We start from the raw sequence: 19514 nt of genomic DNA on the forward strand, positions 1-19514 counted from the left end.
TACGAGAGATCAGGGTATCTGGTCAGATGAAATCTTCACCATTCCATATTGATAGTTCAGGTACCATTCCGGAGGATATTATTGCAATGGAAGAATCACATGCTATTTGGATAGAAAAATACAGGCCCAGAGTACTTGAGGATATTATTGGACAGCAGGAAATCATTGAGCGATTACGTTCCTACGTCGCTAAACGAGAGATGCCTCATCTACTCTTTACCGGAAATGCAGGGACTGGAAAGACTACAGCTGCAGTAGCATTGGCCCGTGAATTTTTTGGTGAAGACTGGCAGATGAATTTTAGGGAGCTGAATGCATCTGATGAACGAGGTATTGACGTTGTCAGAAACCAGATCAAACAATTTGCCCGGACATCTCCGTTTGGAGCATCAACATTTAAGATTCTTTTTCTGGATGAAGCAGATGCTCTTACCACTGATGCTCAGTCAGCTCTTCGGAGAACAATGGAGACCTACGCTCAGACTTGCCGGTTTATTTTATCCTGTAATTACTCGGCGAAGATAATTGATCCTATCCAAAGCAGATGTGCCATTTATCGGTTCAGACCCTTAGGAAGACATGCAGTAGCTGAGATGGTCCAAAGAATTAGTGCAGATCAGAACCTGACAGTGAGTGAAGAAGTCATCGATGCAATTTTTTATGTTGCACAAGGTGATATGCGAAAAGCCATTAATGCCCTTCAGGGAGCCGCAATACTTGGTCGTGAAATCAGCCCTCCCATGATTTTTGCCATTACTGCAACAGCACGGCCTGAGGAGATTGACGATCTTATCGATCTTAGTATTGCAGGAAATTTTCTCGGAGCTGGGAGTGCACTTCAGGCACTTCTCCATGACCGGGGTATTGCTCCCCAGGAATTGATCGGACAGTTATACCGTGCAATTATTAAACGGGATCTATCAGAGACCATTAAAGTCCGACTCATTGATGCCCTTGGTGAAACCGACTTCCGTTTATCTGAAGGAGCCGGAAGCGATATTCAGATGCAATCTCTCATCGCAAAATTTGTGATGTACTGTGGAAATAATTCAAGATAATTCAGGTTCCAAACCATCTGGAGACCTTGTGCCTGATTCAGACCTGTTGATATTTCTTGTTCAGGATGTCAGAATTGGGATTCCTGCTGTCATGATTGACCATGTTTTCCGGATGGTCGCAGTAACTCCACTCCATGAGGCTCCACCAGGAATAATTGGTATTATAAATTATCATGGTGAGATTTTTCCGGTTTTTTCTTTTAGAAAATATTTTTCGTTACAAAACAAGTCTCTTTCACCCAAAGATTATCTTCTTATCGTTCAAAGTGAGCGGTCTCTGGCCATCATTGCAGATTACATAGAGGGGGTTTTTAATTTATCTGGAGAAATTATTCCGCCCGAAAAAATAGACCCTGGAATTCAAGGTATAACCGGATTCTATCGCTGTAAAGACGGACTGCTTGTGGTTACTCATCCTCAAGATCTGATAAGTCTTACAGATCAAAAGAAAATTCAAGCAATGAAAGAATTCCTGGCAATATGAATGAAAAATTTGATAAAAATGTTCTAATTGAAGTTCAACAATTCATTCTTAAACACACCGGGATTCTTTTTGATGATGATCATCTTCAGGATCTTAACCGACACTTAACCTCTGTCTGTTCGGATTTGAATATTCCATTATCATCATGTATTCATTATATGAAGGATTCATCTCTGAACAATCAATTTGTTGATGCTCTTGTCCACCATATCACAATTGGGGAAACCTATTTTTTCAGAGATAAAAATCTGTTCTTGTATCTTCGGGATTATTTGTTTCCTGATCTCATTCAAAAAAGAAGATCTGAAGGAAAATTATTTATTCGGATATGGAGTGCTGCCTGTAGTAGTGGTGAAGAACCATATTCTCTTGCTATTCTTCTTAATCATCTTCTTTCTGATATCAATTCCTGGGACATTTACATCCTTGGTACTGATATTAACCAGAAGATGCTAGAGCGGGCACGAGTTGGAATATATTCCCGATGGTCATTTCGGGACGATCCAATCTTACCAATTGGACAATATTTTACTCCGTATCCTGATAACCGGATGAAAATTAATGAATCCATTAAAAAAATGGTACGATTTGAACGAATGAACCTCATCAGAGACACACATTTTTTTCACGGACTTGGCCCTTCATCACTTGACATAATTTTTTGCAGGAATGTTCTGATGTATTTTTCAAAGAATCAATCCCGTGATGTTGTTTCACATCTCATATATTCGCTTCGAACAGGAGGTTTTCTAATTGTATCCCCGCAGGAAATTGGTATTGTTTCAGGACAAAAAATACAATTATTGCACCATGGATCAGTCTTTCTTCATGTTAAAAACAGTCCGAAAAAAATTGTACCTGAAAAGACTCTCGAAATGACACCTGATTTAAATACAGATATAACCCAATTTGAAATTGAGCCCGTTAACCTAGAATTTCAGGAAGAAGAAATATCTGATGTATTTAGATCTGTTCCTGATTATGATATCACTGATGGAGTACAACCTTCCAATAATCATTCCTTGGAAGAGAAAAATTCTTTTAATAGTTTTTTTGATGAAAATAAACTTCAGGAAACTGGTATCATAATTGAGCGTAATAGTATTGCTCAGAATAGGTTAGCATTAAAACAGATTGAGGCGATAATCAGAGAATATGCCGGAGCAAGAGAGTATGAGAAGGCACTTGGATGGAGTGAGCGGTTAATAGCACAAGATCCTTTGCATCCACGGGCATATTTATTAAAGGCAGCGATTTTAGACGAACAAGGGTTGTATGTTCAATCTTTGCAAGTTCTTCGCCAGTCTCTGTATGCAAATCCTGATTATCTTCCTGCCCACCTGGCAATTGCCGGCATCTATTCAAAGATAGGAAAACCAGATCTTGCCAAGCATCACTATAATATCGCAGTTGACATTTTGAATATGATGGATGAGGACAAGGTTTTGGAGGAAACAGAGGGTATCTCTGCGAGCAAAATGAAAGAGATGATACATTTGTTACTAAAAGGATAATTGAGAAATTATGACCGGATTATTTCAGCAGCCCGAATGTGAGGATGCTAATATTTTACTGGAACGAGCCAGATGTCTCGCAGAGCCACTTGGACAAAAAGAAAAAACAGGAGAAGGATTAGATGTACTGACATTCTGGCTCAATGGTGAACGATACTGTGTTTCGATGAAGTATGTCCGGGAAGTTACACTATTACGAGCACTCACAACACTTCCCGGAACTCCTGATTTTATCCTGGGAATTATCAGTATACGTGGCAGGGTTGTTTCAGTAACAGATTTACGTGTTTTTTTTAATCTGCCAAGAAAAGGCCTATCTGATTATAATAAAATTATTGTGTTATCCGGAGAGGGTATGGAATTTGCTATACTTGCAGACCAGGTAGATGGCGTCTCACATCAAATCCTCTCTCATCTTGGTCCTTTACCTGAAACAATTAGTGGAATCGGCAAAGATTTTCTTGAAGGTGTTTTTCCAGGACCTTTGATGTTAATTAAAACCGAAGCTGTACTGAGTCATCCTAAATTGGTGGTACGAAGTGCTCAGATATGATATTTTCCTAGGTGAGAATATGGCAGTATGTAAACGGTAAAGATGAGAATTAACTGGTACGAATACGATATTGTTGAACAAAACAGTATTTGATTTTAATTGAAAGAGGGAATCAATGAGTATTATTTCACAATTAGATAATATAAAAATTGGAAAAAAGTTAATTGGCGGATTTTTTTTTGTTATTGTCCTGATGTCTCTGGTAGTTGTTGCCTGTTTTTTAAGTGTTGATCGATTATCCATGGAAATGGATCAGCTCTATTCAGAGCAAACAGTACCTCTGATGCAGACTGGGAATATGGAATCTTCTTTACATTCTATTCGTGCACTTGTTTTTCGTTCACTCTCTATCCCTGAAGAGCGTGAACAGGATTTTGGTCGGGTAAATACAGAAATATCAAATGTAGAATCAATAATTGCAGATTTTAAAGATATCCCACTTAGTGATGAGCAAAAGAATATTCTCAATACATTTGAAGATCAGTGGATTCGGTATAAATCTGCCGCTCTTTCGGTATTTGAGCTTGAAAAAAGTGGAAAAGAGAAAGATGCCATATTATCTGTTATGAATGGTGGTGAACATGCTGAGGCACGACGGGCGACAGAATCAACATTTTCAGCCTTGAAAGATTCACTTATTTCTGATGCACAAAGAACTATTCATAATAGTTCAAATGAGACGAAAACTCTTGCTCTAATCATGTTTACTCTCGGAGCCGGGGTAATTATTCTTTCAATAATTATTGCATTTATCCTGACCAGGAATATTACACGACCTCTTGATGAGCTCATTGAGGTTGCAACACGAATTGGACATGGAGATAGTTCCGCTCGAATTGTTTTTCATCGGAAAGATGAGATCGGATTACTTGGAGAATCTGTCAATGATATGAGTAAAAATATCGCTCATATGGCTACTGATGCTCATTCTCTCACTGATGCAGCGGTAAGGGGAGAATTGTCTTACCGGGCTCATGCTGATGATCATGAAGGTGATTATAAAAAGATTATTTCTGGTATTAATGCAACCCTTGATGCCTATCTCAAACCGATGAAAATCACTGCATCCTTTATTGATGAAATAGCTCATGGGGAGATCCCTCAACCTCTTGATTCACCGTTTTCCGGTTCATTTGAAGAAATCAGGATTAATCTGAACAATCTTGTCACTGTTCTGAATAAAAGAAATACTGAAATTGAATTGTTAATTGAAAATGGAATTGCCGGCAATCTTGATTATCGGGTTAATGTATCTGAATATACCGGATATAGCCGGAATATGTTTGAAGGCATTAATAAGATGCTCGATTCAATCATTGGCCCGTTAAATGTAGCAGCAGAATATGTAGAACGAATCTCACATGGTGATGTTCCAGCCCGGATATCTGATGAATATCATGGTGATTTTAATGAAATTAAAAATAATCTGAATCAATGTATAGATGCTATCAATTATCTGATTGAAGATGCCGGGATGCTGACACAGGCAGCAATTGATGGAAGACTTGAGACCCGTGCTGACGCTGCCCGACATATGGGCGATTTCAGAAGAATAGTTGAAGGGGTCAATTCCACCCTTGATGCTGTAATTGAGCCGATACATGAAGTTATGAGGATTTCCGGAGAATATGCAAATGGAAATTTCACTGCACGGGTGGATGAAACCCTGCATGTGAAAGGAGAATATATCACATTAAAGGATGCCCTCAACCGGATTGGAATAGAACTTTCCAGGATGATGACTGTCATCAATGAAGAGTTATATCAGGGCGTGAATGTCCTTTCATCTGCATCCACAGAAATTTTATCCGTTACAGCTCAGTTGTCCTCCAGTACAGCAGAAACAGCATCAGCCGTGAATGAGACCTCTGCTACGGTAGAAGAAGTCAGGAAAACCACTGAAGTGACCAACCAGAAAGCGAAAAATGTTGCTGAAAAGTCCCAGGCAGTTAATCAGGTGGTGAAAAACGGTCAGACATCTGTTGAAGAGATAATTACCGGAATGAATCACATCAATCAGCAGATGGAATCCATTGCATCGAATGTAATCCGTCTTTCTGAACAAAGTCAGGCTATTGGGGAGATCATCGTCAGTGTGACTGACATTGCAGAACAGTCCAATCTGTTAGCTGTCAATGCCTCTATCGAAGCTGCAAAAGCAGGTGAATTTGGGAAAGGATTTGGTGTGGTTGCACTAGAAATTAAAAGTCTTGCTGAGCAGTCAAAACAGGCGACAACGAATATCCGGAATATTTTAACTGACATTCAACGAGGAATCAGTTCTACTGTGATATCAACAGAGCAGGGAACAAAGACTGTGGCAGTCGGGATGAAACTGACAAAAGATGCTCAGGAGGCGATAGTTGTTCTTTCCCAGAGTATTGCAGATACCGCCAGGGCAGGTGTTCAGATTACTGCTTCTAGCCAGGAACAGGTCGTTGGTATGGACCAGATATCCATCGCAATGGAAAATATCCGGACTGCTGCCCAGAATAATCTGGAAGTAACCAGACAGGTGGAGAAGACTGCACGGGATCTTCATGATCTTGGAAATAGTCTGAAAGAAATTACCGAACGATTCAGGGTATAAGCGGAAAGAATCATGGCCGTGCAGGATGATGAATTCTTAACCCGCCTTCTTGCAACCTTTCGGGAGGAAGCAGCCGACCATCTTCAGGCAATTATTTCAGGTGTTCTTGATCTTGAAAAAAATTCAACTTGTACGCAATCAGTTGAGATAGAGCCTGTATACCGAGCAACTCATAGTCTGAAAGGAGCTGCACGTGCTGTAGGACTCAAAGATATTGAATCTGTCTGTCAGCATTTGGAATCTGTTTTTTCAGCAGTTCGGAAAGGAGATTTTATCCTACAATCTGAAGAATTTGATCTTGTGCATCAGGTAATATCCACGCTTGAGGCTCTTCTTGCGGGAGATACCGTGGTGAAAGCAGGTCCACTGATTTATAAACTAAAACAAATAGTTCCAATTTCAGGAGCATCTCAAAAATCAGGAACAACCAGTATCCAGATTTCTGATTCTTCACATCATCAACATGCTCAGATACCTAAACAAGCTGAATACTTATCCCAACCATTACCATTATCATCTGCAATACATCCAGAACAGGCAGACGTTATTAAGGAAACACAAATCAAACACGATAAATCTGATAAACTCTGCGAAGACTCCCCATCAGAGTTGCGATCTCAATTTGTTCCGTCTTTGACACAGGCAAGCACAACTGTTCGTATATCTGAAGAACGCCTTCGATCCTTGTATGAAGTCACTGATGATCTGTTGTCATACCGGCTTTCTTCCGGAGTTCGTCTTTCTGATTTAAAAGAGATTGCACAGATTATCCGGACATGGAGGTGGAATATGAACCGGATAGAAGGCGATGTTTCTCATCTGAAGCGTCAGATTTTGGATAATCAGGATTCCATTGAAAGATTAGTATCATTTATTGATGTGACTCGGGATTTGATAGGAAGTTGCGAAACAAAACTTGATTCAACTATCAAATCAATGATTCAGGATCAATATGAGATGGATTCTGTCATCACTGGCCTTATTGAAAATATCAGGGAAGTAGTACTCACTCCGTTCTCCACCCTTTCTGATTCATATCCCCGGATGATACGTGACATTGCAAGAGAACAGAATAAACAGGTAAATCTTTCTATTTCTGGCTCTGATATTGAAATTGATCGGAGAATTTTGGAGATTATCAAAGATCCAATGATCCATATTCTTCGGAATGCAGTTGATCATGGTATAGAACCGGCGGACTTGAGAGTCAGTATGCATAAACCACCAGGGGGAGAGATCTCTATTGAAATAGTCCATAATCGGGCGAATCAGATAACAATTACTGTGAGAGATGACGGACAAGGAATTAATACGGATGCTGCGAGTGAGGCTGCTGTTGAAAAAGGTTTTATTACACGTGAAGAAGCAGAACGGATGCCTTCAGATCAAAAAGCATTGTTGGTTTTTCGTTCAGGATTTTCTACCTCAAAAACAGTATCAACGGTTTCCGGTCGAGGTCTTGGCCTTGCGATAGTCCAGGAGAAGGTTAACCAGATTGGTGGTAGTATTGATATCAAAACTATTCCTGGAAAAGGAACAACCTTCTCACTTAACATACCTGTAACCTTGTCAACATTCAGAGGACTTTTAGTATATGTAGAAAACCGACCATTTTTTTTCCCTCTTGATCAGGTTGAACGGGTGTTGATTCCGGATGCAGATGATATTTCTACTATTGAGGGACGTACTGTCATTCAATTTGAAGGTCAATTAATTCCGGTAGTTATGCTTAATTCGATTCTTCAATTACCCGGTGGATCAGCAGAGCCAGAAGATGCACGTTCTTTTGTGTTGATAAATAATCAGGGAAAGGTTTTTGGGCTTATCGTTAGCCAGATATGTGGTGCTCAGGAGATTGTTGTCAGGGGACTGGGTCCACAGTTAAAAGAAGTTCGCTTCATCAGTGGCGTGGCTATTCTGAATAATAATACTGTTGTACCGGTTTTGCAGGTCGATGATCTTGTCCAGGCGATGCAGGGTGTGGACACAACAGTTGGAATGAAGAATGATCTCTCCTCCTCATTATCCGGAAGACAAAAAATAATGGTGGTGGAAGATTCAATCACCTCCCGCATGCTTCTTAAAAATATCCTTGAAGGTTCTGGTTATGAGGTAGAGACTGCTGTTGATGGATTAGATGCATTTACAAAGTTGAAGACAACACAAGTAGATCTTGTTGTATCAGATGTAGATATGCCACGAATGAGTGGTTTTGTCCTGACAGAAAAAATTCGTTCTGAAAAAAACCTTGTTGATCTTCCGGTAATACTGGTTACATCGCTGGATTCCAGGGAAGATCGGGAACATGGAATTACTGTCGGGGCAAATGCATATATTATTAAATCAAGTTTTGATCAAAGCAACCTCATTGACGTGATCAAGCGATTGATAGGTGCGGGAAGATAATGATTCGTGTTCTCCTGGTAGATGACTCTGAAGTAACACTCATGGTTCTTCAGAGTATATTAGAAAAAGAACCAGATATATCAGTAATCGGGCGAGCGAAAAATGGCCGGGAAGCCATCGCTTTAGCATCACGATGGGCTCCTGATATAATCACGATGGATATCAACATGCCTGATTTGGATGGTTTTGTCACAACCAGAAAAATCATGGAAAATACACCCACACCCATCATTATTGTGAGTGGCATTGATAATCTTGAGGAAATTCGTGCTTCGTTTCGTGCCGTTGAAGCAGGAGCGCTTGGTGTATTTCGAAAACCACCGGGATATGACGATCCCGAGTTTAGGTCCGCTTCATTAGAACTCATTTCTGCAATCAGAACCTTTTCTGAAGTCAAAGTGATCAGAAGAAGGAGTTCAGGTAATAATGGGAACCACGACGAACCAGAAAAAATTACCGTCCCGTTTCGAATAAGTCAGGATATTCGCGTTGTTCTGATTGGGGCATCTACAGGAGGGCCTCAAGCGGTTCAGGAGATTTTACAGAATATGAAACCTGATTTTTCTCTTCCTATGGTTCTTGTTCAACACATGTCCCCCGGGTTTATTGAAGGATTAAGTCTCTGGCTGAAAGAATCAACCGGTTTTCAAACCAAAATAGCTGAAGAAGGGGAAATAATAATACCAGGAGTTTTATATATCGCACCTGATGGGAAGCATACTGGGATTACCTCTGATCTCTCCATCGAGTTCTCAAACACGGAACCAGAACATAATCTTCGCCCTTCTGTTTCTTATCTTTTCAGATCTGCTGCAAAAAATCTGGGATCCAAGTCTCTTGGTGTTTTACTGACAGGAATGGGTTCTGATGGAGCAGAAGAACTCCTACAGATCAGACAAAAGGGTGGCTGCACTATTATTCAGGACCGGGAAAGCTCTTTTGTTTATGGTATGCCTGGGGCAGCTGAAGCAAGACATGCAGGAATGTTTTCTCTCCCACCAAAGCAAATTGCTGAATTTTTGCATTCAATATCATTAAGGAGTTTATAGAGATGACAGGTTCATATAAGATACTTGTCGTAGAAGATAGTAAAACTCAGGCCGATTTACTTTGTTATTACCTGACTCAAGCAGGATATCATGCTATCCCGGTAGATTGTCCGGCATCGGCATTTACATTATTATCAGACTCTTCAGTTGATCTTATACTGACAGATATTATTATGCCAGGAATGGATGGATATGTTTTTTGTCATACCTTACGCAATGATCCAAAATATTCCTCTATTCCTATTGTTTTTGTATCGCAGCTTTCAGATCCTGCAGATATTATAAAAGGGCTGTGTTGTGGGGCGAATAATTTTATTATAAAACCTGTCCGGAAAGAGCAACTTATTAGCGAAGTAAACAATATTTTTTCGCTAAAAATGAATGCATCGCAGGGACATGAAGATGCTGGAGGGGTTCTGCCCTTTCATTATGAGAATCACACCTATTCCATACGCTCATCCCGGTATGATCTGTTAAGAATTCTCTTATCAATATATCAGACTGCCGCCCAAAAAAATTCTGAACTTGAACAAACCACCCGTGAATTGAATGATTTTTCGCAACATCTGGAAGAACTAGTCAAGGAACGAACACAGGCTTTATCAGTTACGAATGAGATTGTAGAACACCTTCTGATGCAGAGAACAGAACTGATAACCAGGATCGGCCATGATTTAAAAACTCCGTTGACACCTCTGTATGCATTTTTACCATATTTGTTACGTAAAGAGACAGATCCAGACAAAAAGGAGATTCTTTCCCTTCTCGTAAAGGATGTAACAGTGCTCAAGCAATTAGTTGAACGTATTTTAAAAATGTCTCATATTTCAATCGACTCGTTCTCCGAGGAGAAAACAAATGCTGATATTCATCTGATTTCACTTGAAGTCCTGGGTAACCATTCATATCTGATTGAGCAAAAAGGAATTCAGGTGAAAAATTACATTCGGCCACTATCATTTTGCAAAATATCACACTTTCACATTATGACTATAATGGAAAACCTTGTCTCTAATGCTATTAATTATAATTCAGATGGGGGAACAATCACGTTATCTTGTGAACAGGAAGGATATAACCAGGTTCTTACGATAGAGGATACCGGAATTGGTCTTACTTCAGAACAAACTGTCAGAGTGTTTGAGGATTTTTATAAGGCCGATGAATCGAGACATGACCATAATGCACATGGCCTTGGATTGTCAATTGTAAGGCGAATCGTGACATTGTATGGGGGCTTTGTATCAGTATATAGTCCAGGTCCAGGCCGTGGGTCCACATTTCAGGTAGTACTACCTTATCCTGAAAAAGAATCCTATGATATGAATATCCAGAATGGGGAAAATAATGGATAATTCAGAATATTGTCCGGTTTCTATCCTTGTTGCTGAGGATAGTAAAACTCAAGCTGAAATTCTAAAACATCTGCTCAATAATGCCGGGTATGACGTAAAAGTGGCATATAATGGACGAATAGCTCTTGAAGAAATACATAAGAAACTTCCGACTATTGTTCTGACTGATGTAATAATGCCTGAAATGAACGGATATGAATTATGTAAAGAGATTAAATCAGATCCAAAGACCCGGCATATTCCAGTTATCCTGGTTACTCAGTTATTTGATCCTGGTGATGTTCTTTCCGGTCTGGAATGTGGAGCAGATAATTTTATTATCAAACCCTATGATTCAAAATATCTGTTAGACCGTATTCAGGTAGTCTTGGCAAATCAGTCCTATACTATTGATGAACCTGATATAAGTATGGTACCGGTTTTTTACTCTGGAAAAACTCATGAGATAGCTTCGAGCCGACAACAGATTTTAAATATTCTTCTTTCAACGTATGAAATAGCCATTTCCAAAAATAATGAACTCATCGAAGCAAAAGACAGACTTGCGTTGGTAAACGATCAACTAAGTGATGCAAATGATGAACTTTTGCGTATGAATGATGATCTCAAAAATGAGATCGCAGAACGCAAACGGGTTGAACAATCCCTCTCAATGGCAAATAAAAAACTTGGTCTGCTGTCATCAATCACCAGGCATGACATGAAAAATACCATGATGGCACTGCTTTCGTATAATGAACTGGCCCGGATGGATAATGTTGATAATCCATTTACCCAGTATCTTCAGAAAGAGTCCATGCTGTTATCCCGTCTTTCTGCTCAGATTGAATTTACACGGCTTTATGAAGAATTAGGTGTAAAAGGAGCAGTATGGATTCATCTTGAGAATCTCATAACCAAAATGAGTTCGTCTTTTTCACAGATTATGACACAAATTAGTCCCAGTATTGTTTCGTACGAAATATTTGTAGATCCTCTCATTGAAAAAGTGTTTTATAATCTGTTTGATAATGCTATTCGTCATGGGGAGAGAGTCACTCGTATTACAATATCAGCAAATGAAAGTGAAGGTTTTCTTCACATCTTTATTGCTGACGATGGTATAGGTGTTGCTGATGAAGATAAAGAAAAGATATTCGGGCGGGGGTATGGGAAAAATACTGGTCTTGGATTATTTCTGGTTAGAGAAATACTTTCAATTACTAGCATTACCATAGCAGAAACCGGAAAAAAAGACCAAGGTGCTTGTTTCAAATTGAGTATTCCAAGGGTTCACTTTCGAAAAGGCTGTTAAGGATAAAATCATACAAATACCCCCTCTTTCACATTCATGTTTTGTTAAGTTTTGATAGTTATGGCATCAGCTAAAGATATGGATTCAGTAGAAATAACAGATCGTGACGCAGACTGGCATCGGTTTTTAAAGACACGATATAAAAAAGAGCTGGATGAATTATCCCGTGAATATCCGTATACACGTTCACTTTATATCAATTACCGGGATATTGAGAGTTTTGGTAAAACAGGAACAGAACTTGCGGATGAACTCTTAGATAATCCTGGAAAAGTTATCGGTGATATTAAGGATGCTATCAGAACTCATAGACTTGTAAAAACCCGGAAAAAAGAAGAACAACCTGACATTAATGTACGGTTTATTAACCTTCCCCGGAAAATTGCAATCAGAGAGATACGATCGGATCATATTGGGAAATTTATTAGCGTTGAAGGGATCCTTCGGAAAACCACTGAAGTCCGACCACGAATTACTCTTGCTGTATTTCGCTGTCCCTCTGGTCATCGGACTGTGAAAGCCCAATCTTATGGTCCTTTTGTAGAACCTGACGGATGTCAGGCTGATGGATGCACTCAAAAAAAGCTTGAACTGATTCCACGGTTTTCCCGGTTTGTTGATTCCCAAAAACTCAGAATACAAGAGTCCCCGGAGGGTCTTCGTGGAGGAGAACAACCACAGACAATTGATCTTGATGTAACAGACGATATTTGTGGTATTGTAGCTCCTGGAGATCGTATTGTCGTCAATGGCATCCTCAGATCCATGCAGCGGAATTCTTACGGAACTAAATCTACCATTTTTGATATTTACGTAGAATGTAATTCTATCGAGGTGGCAGAAAAAGAGTTTGAAGAGGTTAATATCAGTGAAGAGGATGAAAAAGAGATCCGGAGTCTATCAACCGATCCAAATATCTATCGGAAAATTGCACATTCCATCGCTCCGACCATTTATGGTGTTGATGATGTTAAGGATGCAATCGCTCTTCAGCTGTTTGGTGGAATTGCCAAGGAGATGCCTGATGGGAGCAGACTACGTGGAGACATTCATGTTCTGTTAATAGGAGATCCAGGAATTGCAAAATCTCAGATGCTTCGGTACGTTGTCCGGCTCTCTCCTCGTGCTATTTATACCTCCGGACAATCCACGACCTCTGCAGGTCTTACTGCCACTGCGGTAAAGGATGAATTTGGAGATGGACGATGGACACTTGAAGCCGGTGCTCTTGTTCTTGCTGACATGGGTGTTGCCTGTGTAGATGAGATGGATAAGATGGAAAAGCATGATCGGAGTGCTCTTCACGAAGCGATGGAACAACAGTCTATCTCGGTTGCAAAAGCAGGAATTACTGCCACTTTGAAATCAAGGTGTGCTCTTCTTGGTGCTGCAAACCCAAAATATGGGCGGTTTGATGATTTTGTTCCAATTGGTGATCAGATCAATATGCCACCATCCCTTCTTTCACGTTTTGATCTCATTTTTGTCCTGACAGATAAACCAGAACATGAACGTGATCTTGCAATTGCTGAACATATTATTAAAGCACACAGTGTTGGAGAACTTATTGCTCAGCACACCCGTGATCCCATCCCTGGTGTGGATGATGAATACATCACCGAACAGTTAAAACCAGTCACTCCGGAGATTGATCCGGCGATGTTCCGGAAGTATGTTGCATATGCTAAACGAAGTTGTTTCCCCCGGCTTGAGGATGAGGCTCGTGAGGCTCTGATTGCATACTATATGAAATTACGAGATCTTGCTGATGCCAACAAACCTGTACCGGTTACTGCCAGACAACTCGAAGCTATCGTCAGATTAGCAGAAGCATCTGCTCGGATCAGACTTTCGCCTATAATAGAAAAGAGTGATGCAGAGCGGGTAATTACTATCATTGATACCTGTCTCAGACAAGTAGCTTATGATCCATCAAGTGGGTCTTTTGACATTGATATGCTCGCAACCGGAGTGTCAAAAAGCAAACGGGATCTTATTAGGACTATTAAGCAGGCTATACGGGATATTGCTGATGAAAATGGTCGTGCACATAAACCAGATGTCATTGAAATTGTACGTCAACAGGGTTTTGACCGTGATGAAGTTGAGCGACAACTCACTGCAATGCTCCGTTCTGGAGAAGCCATGGAGCCAAAACATGATGTGGTTAAGCTGATATAATTTTCTCGAAATTGATATGATGATGAGAACCCTGTTAACAGGAGCGGTCTATTGTATAAGGTATGATGTTTCCACTGGTGCAATACCGATCTGCACCCCGCATTTTTCTTGTTTTTATGATCTTTCTCATCTCTCTTCTTGTTTGCGGTGGCGGGTGTGCTGTATTTGCTGAAAAGATCTCAACAACTCTTACTATCGGTACAGATCCGGTAGATCCTGGAGAAAGCCTCCCGTTCACGGTTTCTGGAATCCTGACCGATGGCGATGGAAATGTTATGGGTAACAAAAAAGTAACGCTTGAACAATTAAAATCAGATGATCCAAATAGCGAGTATGAATTTCTTGCTGTCGCTACCACAGATATTGATGGTGTATATACATTCAAACGACCAGAAGCAGCCCCAGCGGAGTTTCTTCGTGTAAAGTTTAATGGAAATTCTCAGTTTGAGGGATCAGTAAGTGATATTGTATCTGGTCATATTACGAAGGAACCGCAAGTAAAAACTGGTGTTGTTCCTGCCGTAGCAAAATCGAACACATTAATAACTGCAAAAGCATCACCATCCAATCCCTCTCCAGGACAGACTGTATCTATAACCGGACAGCTTATGGGAGAAAATGGAACTCCTCTTGAAGGAAAAAAAGTTATCTGTGAATCTTCAGACCGTGTTGGTACCAGAAGTGATTTTTCAATCCTTGGAATTTCAACAACGGATAAAAACGGATTTTTTAAATTTACTGTAGGTGGTGGTTCAACAACGACATATATTCAGGTTCATTTTGCTGGTGATGATTCTTATGAAGAATCATTCAGTAATTTGATAGTCGTTTTATAACCTATTTTTTAATTCATTTTAAATCTGGTCATAATTTGCTTTTTGCATATCCTGGTGAACAGGAAATTCTGCCCGAATTGTGTCGGCTTCAGAACCCTTCACTTCATAGAAGATAAGTTCTTCAAGATCGCTCCCTCGTGCCCTGATTGTTCCGTCAGGTCCTGCAATACATGATCCTCCAGTGTATACATCAACAGGAGTTGTTCCAACAGTATTAATTGAAGCTACGAAGGTTTGGAATTCTGCCGCTCTACTGGTTGTAAAAAGGTTGAAATGTTTCAATCTGGCTGCAGGCCATGCAGATGGTACGAGCATCAGGTTCACTCCCTTATTTCTATATGCCTGAAAGAGTGTAGCAAATCTGAGATCATAACATATAGCAAGTCCAATTTTACAGGAATCGAAAGAAAAAATTCCAAGAGAATCACCCGGGGCATAATATCGATCCTCACTCGCCGGAGAAAAAAGGTGAATTTTTGAATATGTGGCACATGTTCGGCCATCAGGACCAATAGCGATGCAAGTATTTCGTGGAGGTCCATTTCTTTTTTCCCGAAATGATCCGAGGATACCAATGCTATAATCACGAGCAATTTCCCGTAATTGTGATATTTCCTCTTCAGATTCATCAAAGGTCCATGAAGTATCATTTGGATCCCAGCCGGTTAAAAACTGCTCTGGAAAAGCGATAAATGAGGCATCTCCTTCCACAGCTTCTGCAACACAAGTCCTGATTTTTTTCAGACCAGATAATGGATCATTCCAACAGGGAGTCATCTGAGCCAGACAGAGGATCATATTCTATTATCTGGTGTTATTCCCAGAAATGAGTTTTCGGGTGACATTTATGTGATTGAAAATCATCTATCTGGAAGATAGGTGTAACCATGGAGGAGGAAAAGAAAAAAGAGGTAGATCTCCAAATTTCCGGAATGCATTGTGCAACATGTGCGATATCAGTTGAAAAAGGACTTGCGGCTACTCCCGGAGTTATGGAATCTAAGGTAAATCTTGCAACAGGAAAAGCCAGGATTTCATATGATCCATCTCAGGTCAGTCTTCATGATTTAACACATGCAGTAGAAAAAAGTGGATTTTCGGTGAGTCATGAAAAAATCATCGTTAAGGTAGGTGGTATGACCTGCGCTTCTTGTGTTCAAACTGTGACTCATGCCCTTCTGACGTTGGAGGGCATTATATCTGCTGATGTAAATCTGAACACCGAACGAGCATATGTTACCTACAATCCTTCTCTTGTTGGTATAGGGGATATCCGGAATGTAATAATTTCAGCAGGATATCAGTTTCTTGGGACTGACCGGGATAAAGAAGATGAGAGTGATAAAATTCGTGAACGCGAGTTATCTAGTCAGCTACGAAAAATAATCCTCGGATTTGCATTATCCCTGCTCATGATGGGAATGATGTATATCCCGTCACATGATATGCACCTTATTTCATATCTCCAGTTTATCATTACCACTCCTGTATTAATCTGGCTGGGAAGTCCCATATTTCGAGCAGCATTCACTTCTCTTCGAAATAAAACCCTGAATATGGATGTTATGTACGCCATGGGAATTGGGGTGGCGTATGGTGCAAGTGTCCTTGGAACTTTCTCAATTATCCTTGACATGAGTACCTTGTTTTATGAAACTGCCCTTATGCTTACGGCGTTTTTAATGCTTGGACGATATCTTGAGGCCAGAGCAAAAGGGAGAACATCTTCTGCAATTAAATCACTGATCGGACTTCAAGCTGAATCGGCATCAGTAATTCGTGATGGTGAAGAAAGAGAAATTCCGGTTCAGGATGTACTCCCAGGTGATATTATTCAGATGCGAACAGGAGCCAGGATTCCTGTAGATGGGGTAATTTTTTCTGGGTCAAGTTATGTGGATGAATCCATGGTAACTGGTGAACCGCTTGCCGTGTTTCGGGAATCTGGTCATGAAGTTATCGGAGGAACTTTGGTTACTACTGGGGCATTTCAGTACAAAGCAACAAGAGTCGGGTCTGATACAATGCTTGCTCGTATCATCAGACTTGTGGAAGAAGCTCAGGGATCCCGTCCTCCTGTTCAGCGACTTGCAGATTATGTTGTGGCATGGTTCATTCCAGCTGTCCTGCTCATTGCGGTTCTCGCATTTTCGTATTGGTATGGGATCCGTGGAATGGACCTCCGGTTCTCATTACAGACTATGATTGCTGTTCTTGTTGTTGCCTGCCCTTGTGCTCTGGGTCTTGCGACACCAACCGCTGTGACGGTGGGTATCGGCCGAGGAGCGGAATTTGGAATACTTATTCGGAATGGTTCTGTCCTTGAGATTGCAAACAAAATTACTCTTGCCTTATTTGACAAAACCGGAACAATTACACAAGGGAAACCAGTTGTCACCGACGTCGATTCATTCACAGGAAATCCCGGTTTACTCATTTCTATGGCCGCATCTTTAGAACATCTTTCTGATCACCCAATCAGTTCCGCAATACTTTCCAAGAGTAAAGAAGAAGGTATAATTCCTGCTGAAGTTCAGGATTTTCAGACGGTATCCGGAAGTGGACTTTCGGGTATTATTGCAGGAGGCATTGTTCGTCTTGGTGTCAGAGATTATATCCTCTCATCCGGCCTTTCTCTTACTCCTCCACAGGATGCAATACATACTCAACGTGAACGGGAGGGAAAAACAACTGTTCTTGTATCGAGAGATAGTTCTATCCTCGGTCTTATTTCCATAGCAGATCAAGTGAAACCAGAGGCTGGATCTTGTGTACGGATTTTGAACGAGATGGGTATCAGATCCGGGATGGTGACTGGTGATAACAAAGTGACGGCTGACGCTGTTGCATCGATGGTCGGTATCCATGAAGTGTTTGCCCGTGTTCTTCCGGAAGGGAAAGAACAGGAAGTATCACGGGTACAGAAATCAGGAGATGTGGTTGCTTTCATTGGGGACGGAATTAATGATGCACCAGCACTCGCACGTGCGGATACAGGAATTGCGATTGGATCAGGAACTGATATCGCCATTGAAAGCGCCGATATTGTCCTTGTCCGCGATTCGTTAATTCACATACCTGCGGCGATTCAGTTGGCTCGTAAAGTTATGGGTCGGATTCGATTGAATCTATTCTGGGCTTTTGCATATAACATAATCCTTATTCCTCTCGCTGCAGGCATCCTTTATCCTGTTATCCTGTTCAAACCAGAATATGGAGCGTTGGCAATGGCCTTTTCCTCAGTCACAGTTATCAGTCTTTCTCTTCTCCTCAAGCGGTACATTCCTCCAGCACTCTCTTATATTGAAAGGGAAAATCATAGCAAAAAAGAACTGGAAAAAGATCCCATCTGTGGAATGATGGTGGATCCAAAAACCGCTCAATATTGGTCTGATTTCAATGAAAAGAGATATTATTTTTGTAATAAAGGATGCAAAGAAACCTTTGATTCAAATCCAGAAAAATATAAATAATAATTTTTACTCATATACCGTAATTTTTAATGTTCTTGAGGATGAAGGACTGTATCCGTCATCACCAGCAAATACAGATTCGATCTGGACAGATCCTTTTTCGACTACGGGAAGACCGAATGAATATTCACCATTCATATCTGTACTTATCGATCCGGCCTCTCTCCATTCAAGGATGCCTCCAAAAGCACATCCACCAAGACAACCCACAGGGCTTGACGCTAATTGATAAGTGATGACTTTGTTAGGAATTCCTTTTCCTTCACTATCCGTTAATCTCCCTTTAAAAGTCACATAATCACCTGTTTTAGGAAAAGTCGGCCAACCACTTAAAGTCAGTGCAGTCTTTTTTGGTTCATTTCCAGGAATTGCTTGAACAGATACCTTTTCGCTATACACTCCGGTGTATAAAGCTTCAAATCCCCAGTCTCCTCCAACATCAGCTATCTGATTATATCGAAACGTTCCATTTGATGCAGGTTTTGCAAGCATAAACGCATCTGCATGTGATCCTGGTGGCGCGGAGATGAGGATGACAACATCAGAAGGATTTGTACCATATAATGAGTGATCTATTCTACCGGTCAGAGTGATTTTATCACCGATTATTACCTCGTCTGTTAATTCTTCTAATGTAACCAGTGCTGTCGGATTTGTTGTTTCTTTAAATTCTTCTAATGTTGCACATGCAGGTTGCATGAATATAAAAAGTGCACAGATT

At 40.5% G+C, this 19514-nt stretch carries 14 protein-coding genes; 12 read left to right on the top strand and 2 right to left on the bottom strand.

Translation table 11 applies throughout. The annotated features are described in order from the left end of the window. The first annotated feature begins 86 nt into the window (after positions 1 to 86). From KSK55_RS00455 to KSK55_RS00505, 11 genes are all read left to right on the top strand, one after another. A complete protein-coding gene (locus tag KSK55_RS00455; protein ID WP_214421353.1) occupies positions 87 to 1058 on the top strand; it encodes a replication factor C small subunit in 972 nt (323 codons plus the stop codon). Then, on the top strand, positions 1039 to 1542 hold the full coding sequence (locus KSK55_RS00460; RefSeq protein WP_214418284.1) for a chemotaxis protein CheW: 504 nt from the start codon (positions 1039 to 1041) through the stop codon (positions 1540 to 1542). The genes KSK55_RS00455 and KSK55_RS00460 overlap by 20 nt, the downstream gene beginning before the upstream one ends. Positions 1543 to 1700: 158 nt before the next feature. Further along, entirely contained in the window at positions 1701 to 3056 is a 1356-nt protein-coding gene (locus KSK55_RS00465) for a CheR family methyltransferase (protein ID WP_218607770.1), read from the top strand. 10 nt (positions 3057 to 3066) lie between these two features. Next, on the top strand, positions 3067 to 3609 hold the full coding sequence (locus KSK55_RS00470; RefSeq protein WP_218607771.1) for a chemotaxis protein CheW: 543 nt from the start codon (positions 3067 to 3069) through the stop codon (positions 3607 to 3609). Positions 3610 to 3724: 115 nt separating this feature from the next. Further along, entirely contained in the window at positions 3725 to 6199 is a 2475-nt protein-coding gene (locus KSK55_RS00475) for a methyl-accepting chemotaxis protein (protein WP_218607772.1), read from the top strand. A 12-nt stretch (positions 6200 to 6211) separates the two neighbouring features. Further along, positions 6212 to 8605 carry a hybrid sensor histidine kinase/response regulator gene (locus KSK55_RS00480; RefSeq protein ID WP_218607773.1) on the top strand — a complete coding sequence of 798 codons (2394 nt, stop codon included), beginning with the start codon at positions 6212 to 6214 and terminating at the stop codon, positions 8603 to 8605. Continuing rightward, positions 8605 to 9654 (top strand): chemotaxis-specific protein-glutamate methyltransferase CheB, encoded by a 1050-nt coding sequence (cheB, locus tag KSK55_RS00485; protein WP_218607774.1) that lies wholly within the window; start codon positions 8605 to 8607, stop codon positions 9652 to 9654. The genes KSK55_RS00480 and cheB overlap by 1 nt, the downstream gene beginning before the upstream one ends. Before the next feature lie 2 nt (positions 9655 to 9656). Further along, entirely contained in the window at positions 9657 to 11009 is a 1353-nt protein-coding gene (locus tag KSK55_RS00490) for an ATP-binding response regulator (RefSeq protein WP_218607775.1), read from the top strand. Then, positions 11002 to 12303 (top strand): hybrid sensor histidine kinase/response regulator, encoded by a 1302-nt coding sequence (locus KSK55_RS00495; RefSeq protein ID WP_218607776.1) that lies wholly within the window; start codon positions 11002 to 11004, stop codon positions 12301 to 12303. The genes KSK55_RS00490 and KSK55_RS00495 overlap by 8 nt, the downstream gene beginning before the upstream one ends. A gap of 60 nt (positions 12304 to 12363) precedes the next feature. Further along, positions 12364 to 14484: a minichromosome maintenance protein MCM gene (locus KSK55_RS00500; RefSeq protein ID WP_214418292.1), complete on the top strand. Its 2121-nt coding sequence runs from the start codon at positions 12364 to 12366 to the stop codon at positions 14482 to 14484. Between the two features lie 62 nt (positions 14485 to 14546). Beyond that, on the top strand, positions 14547 to 15320 hold the full coding sequence (locus KSK55_RS00505; protein WP_214418293.1) for a peptidase associated/transthyretin-like domain-containing protein: 774 nt from the start codon (positions 14547 to 14549) through the stop codon (positions 15318 to 15320). Between the two features lie 18 nt (positions 15321 to 15338). On the opposite strand, the gene KSK55_RS00510 is transcribed toward KSK55_RS00505, so the two are convergent. Next, positions 15339 to 16118: a carbon-nitrogen hydrolase family protein gene (locus KSK55_RS00510; RefSeq protein WP_214418294.1), complete on the bottom strand. Its 780-nt coding sequence runs from the start codon at positions 16116 to 16118 to the stop codon at positions 15339 to 15341. An 89-nt stretch (positions 16119 to 16207) separates the two neighbouring features. On the opposite strand from KSK55_RS00510, the gene KSK55_RS00515 reads away from it, so the two are divergent. Continuing rightward, positions 16208 to 18793: a heavy metal translocating P-type ATPase gene (locus KSK55_RS00515; RefSeq protein WP_218607777.1), complete on the top strand. Its 2586-nt coding sequence runs from the start codon at positions 16208 to 16210 to the stop codon at positions 18791 to 18793. A gap of 6 nt (positions 18794 to 18799) precedes the next feature. Here KSK55_RS00515 and KSK55_RS00520 read toward each other — a convergent pair whose 3' ends face one another. Then, positions 18800 to 19492 (bottom strand): hypothetical protein, encoded by a 693-nt coding sequence (locus KSK55_RS00520; RefSeq protein WP_218607778.1) that lies wholly within the window; start codon positions 19490 to 19492, stop codon positions 18800 to 18802. Positions 19493 to 19514 lie beyond the last annotated feature (22 nt).

Source organism: Methanospirillum hungatei (genome assembly GCF_019263745.1).
Taxonomy (GTDB): domain Archaea; phylum Halobacteriota; class Methanomicrobia; order Methanomicrobiales; family Methanospirillaceae; genus Methanospirillum; species Methanospirillum purgamenti.

Excerpts from the sequence above, each read along its gene's own strand:
- KSK55_RS00510 (WP_214418294.1), bottom strand. The coding sequence starts at position 16,118 with ATGATCCTCTGTCTGGCTCAGATGACTCCCTGTTGGAATGATCCATTA.
- KSK55_RS00455 (WP_214421353.1), top strand. The coding sequence starts at position 87 with ATGGAAGAATCACATGCTATTTGGATAGAAAAATACAGGCCCAGAGTA.
- KSK55_RS00480 (WP_218607773.1), top strand. The coding sequence starts at position 6,212 with ATGGCCGTGCAGGATGATGAATTCTTAACCCGCCTTCTTGCAACCTTT.
- KSK55_RS00520 (WP_218607778.1), bottom strand. The coding sequence starts at position 19,492 with ATGCAACCTGCATGTGCAACATTAGAAGAATTTAAAGAAACAACAAAT.
- KSK55_RS00465 (WP_218607770.1), top strand. The coding sequence starts at position 1,701 with ATGAAGGATTCATCTCTGAACAATCAATTTGTTGATGCTCTTGTCCAC.
- KSK55_RS00505 (WP_214418293.1), top strand. The coding sequence starts at position 14,547 with ATGATGTTTCCACTGGTGCAATACCGATCTGCACCCCGCATTTTTCTT.
- cheB (WP_218607774.1), top strand. The coding sequence starts at position 8,605 with ATGATTCGTGTTCTCCTGGTAGATGACTCTGAAGTAACACTCATGGTT.
- KSK55_RS00470 (WP_218607771.1), top strand. The coding sequence starts at position 3,067 with ATGACCGGATTATTTCAGCAGCCCGAATGTGAGGATGCTAATATTTTA.
- KSK55_RS00495 (WP_218607776.1), top strand. The coding sequence starts at position 11,002 with ATGGATAATTCAGAATATTGTCCGGTTTCTATCCTTGTTGCTGAGGAT.
- KSK55_RS00490 (WP_218607775.1), top strand. The coding sequence starts at position 9,657 with ATGACAGGTTCATATAAGATACTTGTCGTAGAAGATAGTAAAACTCAG.
- KSK55_RS00500 (WP_214418292.1), top strand. The coding sequence starts at position 12,364 with ATGGCATCAGCTAAAGATATGGATTCAGTAGAAATAACAGATCGTGAC.
- KSK55_RS00515 (WP_218607777.1), top strand. The coding sequence starts at position 16,208 with ATGGAGGAGGAAAAGAAAAAAGAGGTAGATCTCCAAATTTCCGGAATG.
- KSK55_RS00475 (WP_218607772.1), top strand. The coding sequence starts at position 3,725 with ATGAGTATTATTTCACAATTAGATAATATAAAAATTGGAAAAAAGTTA.